Source organism: Sphingomonas albertensis, from assembly GCF_014358075.1.
GTDB lineage: Bacteria > Pseudomonadota > Alphaproteobacteria > Sphingomonadales > Sphingomonadaceae > Sphingomonas > Sphingomonas albertensis.
In genome coordinates this window covers 1-5,715 of record NZ_JACONT010000073.1, presented here as the reverse complement: position 1 = coordinate 5,715, position 5,715 = coordinate 1, and the positions used below count along the sequence as shown (strand labels likewise).

5 protein-coding genes are annotated in these 5,715 nt (G+C 66.9%); all 5 read left to right on the top strand.

The window, feature by feature from the left end; genetic code table 11:
• Positions 1-416: 416 nt before the first annotated feature.
• Genes H8S47_RS18490 through H8S47_RS18470 form a run of 5 tightly spaced genes read left to right on the top strand, consistent with a single transcriptional unit; the run spans position 417 to position 5,700 of the window.
• Positions 417-917, top strand: coding sequence for a division/cell wall cluster transcriptional repressor MraZ (locus H8S47_RS18490; RefSeq protein WP_187505234.1), 501 nt, complete (start codon positions 417-419; stop codon positions 915-917).
• Positions 914-1,864 carry a 16S rRNA (cytosine(1402)-N(4))-methyltransferase RsmH gene (gene rsmH, locus H8S47_RS18485; RefSeq protein WP_187505233.1) on the top strand — a complete coding sequence of 317 codons (951 nt, stop codon included), beginning with the start codon at positions 914-916 and terminating at the stop codon, positions 1,862-1,864. Before H8S47_RS18490 ends, rsmH begins: the two co-directional genes overlap by 4 nt.
• The gene (locus tag H8S47_RS18480) at positions 1,861-2,559 is read left to right on the top strand and encodes a hypothetical protein (RefSeq protein ID WP_187505232.1); all 699 of its coding nucleotides are present in this window, start codon (positions 1,861-1,863) and stop codon (positions 2,557-2,559) included. The genes rsmH and H8S47_RS18480 overlap by 4 nt, the downstream gene beginning before the upstream one ends.
• Positions 2,556-4,274, top strand: a complete 1,719-nt coding sequence (locus tag H8S47_RS18475) for a peptidoglycan D,D-transpeptidase FtsI family protein (protein WP_187505231.1) — start codon at positions 2,556-2,558, stop codon at positions 4,272-4,274. The genes H8S47_RS18480 and H8S47_RS18475 overlap by 4 nt, the downstream gene beginning before the upstream one ends.
• Before the next feature lie 10 nt (positions 4,275-4,284).
• Positions 4,285-5,700 (top strand): UDP-N-acetylmuramoyl-L-alanyl-D-glutamate--2,6-diaminopimelate ligase, encoded by a 1,416-nt coding sequence (locus H8S47_RS18470; RefSeq protein WP_187505230.1) that lies wholly within the window; start codon positions 4,285-4,287, stop codon positions 5,698-5,700.
• Positions 5,701-5,715 lie beyond the last annotated feature (15 nt).

Here is a 5,715-nt window from a genome sequence, read left to right as displayed (position 1 = left end):
GCTGGTCCGCTTTGGTCACTGGCGGTCGATCATGCGGAAGCCGACCCACCCCCGACCCCTCCCTTTCAGGGAGGGGAGAGCGTCATTCTTCGATGACGTGTGACGAGCCTTGAATGTCGCCGGCCGCGGGGCAGGCACTTCCTCTGGCCATCCCCGAATTTCCCCAAGATTGATCGGGCTCTGCAGCAGGTAAGAGCCAATCTGCGGGTAAATCCCCCCGGACTTCCCCCGGACTGAACGTCGAAACCAGCGTGAATCCGTCCAATCCCCAAAAATCCCGTTGCGTCCCCGCATGGCTATGATAGATGGAGGTTAATAGGGGCACGTTCACCGTTAGCTTTAAAGCGCGGCCGGAGCGCGACGATGGTCGCTTTCCGGGATGGTGAAACGTGTGCGCCATTTCGAAGGGTTTTGGCGTGTCGGTTCGTGGTCGCTATCAAGGAGACGGTATCGGCCTTGTCGACGACAAGGGCCGGGTAGCCATCCCTTCGGCACTCCGCGCCACCCTCTCCGCAAATGCGCCCAAGGCGAACGGCAAGGACGGCGGGACCATCATCATCGGCGCGCATCAGAAGAATCGCTGCCTGGTCGCGTATGATCCCGGTTACGTCGATATCCTCGCCGAGCGCCTCGATCGCCGCGAATCCGAGAACACGTCCGAGAGCGGCGAATACGACTATAACATCAAGCGCGCCGCCGCGTCGGGCGAAGCGGTGCCGTTCGACGGCTCCGGGCGCTTCATCATGCCTGCGTTCCCGCGCTTCTATGCGGGCATCAAGGGCCATGCGTTCTTCTACGGCGTGCTCGATTACATCGAGATCTGGGACCCTGCGACGCTGATCGCCACCGACGGCATGCCCCCCGTCGTCAAGGAAATGGCGCGCTTCTATATGGCCGAGAAGGGGGTTGCGCTGTGAGCACTCCTGAAGCTCCGCATATCCCCGTCCTGCTCGACGAAGTCCTGGCCGCGCTTTCCCCTGAGCCCGGCGAGACGATGGTCGACGGCACGTTCGGCGCGGGCGGCTATACGCTGGCGTTGCTCAAGTCGGGCGCCCGCGTGATTGCGTTCGACCGCGATCCCGACGCGATCGCTGCCGGGCGTTCGATCGAGGAGGCCGAAGAGGGCCTGACGCTGATCGCTGCGGACTTCTCGGCGATGGCCTCGGAACTCGAAGCGCGCGGGCTGGCACCGGTCGACGGCGTGACGCTCGATATCGGCGTGTCGTCGATGCAGCTCGACCAAGCCGAGCGCGGCTTTTCGTTCCAGTCGGATGGCCCGCTCGACATGCGGATGGCGCAGGCCGGCATGTCGGCGGCGGATTTCGTCAACGAGGCGGACGAGAACGAGATCGCCGACGTGCTGTACCAGTACGGCGACGAGCCCAAGTCGCGGCGCGTGGCGCGCGCGATCGTCGCGGCGCGCCCGCTGACGCGGACCGGCGAGCTGGCGCACATCGTCCGCCGCGCGCTCGGCTACAAGGCGCACGACAAGAAGGACCCCGCGACGCGCGCGTTCCAGGCGATCCGCATTCACGTGAACCGCGAACTGGGCGAGCTGGCGGACGGGTTGCTGGCGGCCGAGCGCGTGCTCAAGCCCGGCGGTCGCCTCGCGATCGTGACCTTCCACAGCCTCGAAGACCGGATGGTGAAGCGCTTCCTGCGCACCCGTTCCGGGGGCTCGCCTTCAGGTTCGCGTCATCTTCCGCAGGTGAAAGCCGCTGCAGACCCTAGTTTTTCTCATGTCGGCCGCGGTGTTCGCGCTGGCGAGGCCGAGATCGCACGCAACCCGCGCGCGCGCTCGGCGACATTACGGACGGCGCGGCGGACCTCCGCGCAACCCTGGACGGAAGAGGTGACGACATGACGGCGGCGTATCGGATGAAGGGTGTGGGCTGGTTCGGGGGCTGCGTGGCCGTCGTGCTCGGTTTCTACCTCGTGTCGCTGCAGGTCGCCGCCGAGCGCAAGAAGCTGGAGGCGGTCAATGGTCAGATCCGCGTCGCCCAGCGCGATATTCGTGCGCTTGAGACCGAGTTCGACACGCGCGGCAATCTGGCGCAGCTCGAGCGCTGGAACGGCGACACGCTGGCGCTGTCGGCGCCGACCGCCGGCCAGTTCGTGGTGAGCGAGGCCGCGCTCGCGGCGCTCGACGTCAACAGCCTGCGCGCGGACGGGGTCCAGACCGCCGCATTGCTCGTGCCGTCGGGGGCAGGGTCCGTCGTTTCCACGTCGACCGTCCCGGTTACCGCTGCTCCGCCAGTCGTGAAGCTTGCCCCCGTTGCTCCAATTCAGATGGCGCAGGTCACTGCACCGCGCGCGATGAACGTCGCGATCCAGGCTGCGTCGAAGACCGCGCTGAAGCCGGTCGTGATCCGCGCGTCGGTGTCGACGCCGCGCTCCGCCGAGGCTGCGCTCGTCCGCGCCGCCAAGACCGAGCGCCTTGCCGCCGTCGCCAAGGTCCGTCCGCAGGCGGTCGCGATGCTCGACCGCAAGCTGCTGTCCGATACGACGCTGGGTGATATCATGAGCGGGGCCCGCTCCGAGAGCCGTAAGCGGCGGTGACCGCCTTGGTCGCCCGGCCTGTCTCGCAACAGCGTAGCGCCAACCAGCGTCACGCCTTGGTGGCGACGGCGCACACGCGCCTGATGATGCTGATGTTCCTGTTCGGTGCAGCGGTGCTGGTGGTGGTCGGGCGGCTCGGGATGCTGGCGGTGCAGGCATCGCTGGCCGATCCGCAGGCGCGCTCGGTGGCGATCGCGGCGCGCGGCGATATCGTCGATCGCAACGGCTCGCCGCTCGCGCGGACGATCGATGCGTGGACGATCGCGGTTCACCCGAAGAAGCTGATCGGCGATCCGACCGAGATCGCCAGCAAGCTCGCGGCGTTGATGCCCGAAGCGGGCGACCAGGCGCATTATTATGCGCTGCTGACGTCGCGAAAGAACTTCATCTATCTCCAGCGGCGTGCGTCGCCGGCGCTGGTCGAGCAGGTCAATGCGATCGGCGAGCCTGCGATCGTGTTCGACCGCGATACGCAGCGGCTCTATCCGCAATCGACGATGGCGGCGCATGCGCTCGGCTTCCTGTCGACCGCGGGCCACGGCATGAGCGGGATGGAGCGCGTGCTCGACGAGCGGCTGACCAACCCGGCGCTCAACGGCACGCCGGTCGCGCTGTCGCTCGACAACCGCGTCCAGGCGGCGATGGAGAGCGAGCTCGGGCGTGCGATGACGACCTTTTCGGCACGCGGCGCAGGCGGCATTGTCCTCGACGTGGCGACCGGCGAGGTGATCGCGATGGTCTCGTTGCCAACGTTCAACCCCAATCGCGTCGGCATGTCGGGCAGCGAAGAGCTCCGCAACATCACGACGCAGAGCGTGTTCGAGCTTGGTTCGACGTTCAAGCCGATCACGATGGCGACCGCGATGGATACCGGCGTGGTGACGTCGTTCGCGCGGCGCTTCGATGCGACGCATCCGCTCCAGGTAGGGCGCTTCACGATCCATGACGAGCGCGGTGACCCGAAGCGCTGGTTGAACATGGCCGAGACGCTGATCTATTCGTCGAACATCGCCACCGCGCGCGTCGCCGACGAGGTCGGACCCGCGAAGATGCAGGCGATGTTCAAGAAGCTTGGCTTCGATACCAAACCCGATATCGAACTGCGCGAGAAGGGCCGGCCATTGTGGCCGAAATACTGGGCGCGGACGACGACGATGACCACCGCCTATGGCCACGGCATCGCGGTGACTCCGCTGCATCTGGCGAGCGCGTATGCGGCCCTGGTCAATGGCGGGATCTGGCGGCCGGCGACATTGTTGAAGGTCGCGCCGGGTCATGCGGTTGCCGGACGTCGGGTGATCAGCGAGCAGACAAGTGCGCGGATGCGGCAGATGCTCCGGCTGATCGTGCAGCGCGGTACGGGTCGCAAGGGCGATGCGCCCGGCTACCGCGTCGGTGGCAAGACCGGGACGGCCGAGGCGGCGGTCTCTGGCGGCTATGATCATTCGCGCAACGTGGCGACGTTTGCCGCGGCGTTCCCGATGGATGCGCCGCGCTATGTCGTGCTGGCGATGCTCGATTCGCCGCTCGGGACGAAGGAAACCTCCGGGTGGAAGACGGCGGCGTGGAATACAGCACCGGTGGTGGGTCGGACGATCTCGCGTGTCGGGGCGATCCTGGGGGTGGTGCCCGACGCGCACCGCGATATCGACGTGTCTGACATCCTGCCGACTTTGTGGCAGGACCCGTCGCGTACACAGCCGACCGGGCAATGAGGACTATTGCATGAAACTCGCAGCGCTGACCGACGGGACGGAAGAGGCGCAGGTGACGGGGTTCGCGATCGATCACCGCAAGGTCGCGCCGGGCACGGTGTTCGGCGCGTTCGAAGGCGCGCGTGTCAACGGCGAGGACTTTATCGAGGACGCGATCCGCTCGGGTGCGATCGCGGTGGTCGCGCGGCCGGGGCTGACGGTCGAGGGCGCTACCTACATCGCCGACGAAAACCCCCGCGAACGGTTTGCGCAACTGGCGGCGAAGTTCTTCGCGCCGTTTCCTGAGACGTCGGTGGCGATTACCGGCACGAATGGGAAGACGTCGTGCGTCGAGATGACCCGGCAGTTGTGGCGGATGGCGGGGTTCCATGCGGCCTCGATCGGGACGCTCGGGGTTACGACGGCTGACGAGCGGGTGACGACCGGGCTGACCACGCCGGACGTGGTGACGTTCCTGTCGAACGTGGCGGGGCTTGCACGTGAGGGCGTGACGCACCTCGCGTTCGAGGCATCGAGCCACGGGCTGACGCAGTACCGGACCGAGGGACTGAAGGTAGCCGCCGCGGCGTTCACGAACCTCAGTCGCGATCACCTCGACTATCACGGCGACATGGCGGCGTATTTCACCGCCAAGATTCGGTTGTTCTCCGAAGTGCTCTCGACCGACGGTGCGGCGGTGGTCTGGGCGGACGATCCGCAGTCGGCGCGGGTGATCGATCTGGTGCGGGAGCGTGGCAATCGGCTGGTGACGGTCGGGACGCAGGGCGAGACTTTGCGGCTGGTGGGACGCGATCCGACGCTGCTGGGGCAGGGGCTGACGATCGAGGCTAAGGGCCAGACCTACAAGGTGACGCTGCCGCTGATCGGCGCGTACCAGGCGGCGAACGCGCTGGTGTCGGCCGGGCTGGTGATCGCCACCGGCGGCGACGTGGCCGCGACGATCGCCAACCTCGCGCGGTTGCAGCCGGTGCGCGGGCGGCTGGAGCGTGCGGTGATCGCGAAGTCGGGTGCGCCTGTCTATGTCGATTATGCTCATACGCCCGACGCGCTGGAGGCTGCGATCGCGGCGCTCAAGCCTCATGCTGGGGGCAAGCTGATCGTGGTGTTCGGTGCAGGCGGCGACCGCGACACCGGCAAGCGCGAGACTATGGGGCAGGTGGCGGTACAGCACGCCGACCGGGTGATCGTGACCGATGACAATCCGCGGACCGAGGATGCGCGGGCGATCCGGTGCGATGTCCTAAAGGGTGCGCGCGGGGCTGAGGAAATTGGCGACCGGCGGGCGGCTATCGGGGCTGCGGTGCGCGAGGCTGGGCCTGAGGACATCGTGCTGATCGCGGGTAAGGGACACGAGCAGGGGCAGATCGTCGGCGATCTGGTCCTGCCGTTCGATGACGTGACCGTCGCGCGGGAGTGCGCGGCGTGAGGGCGTCGATCTTCT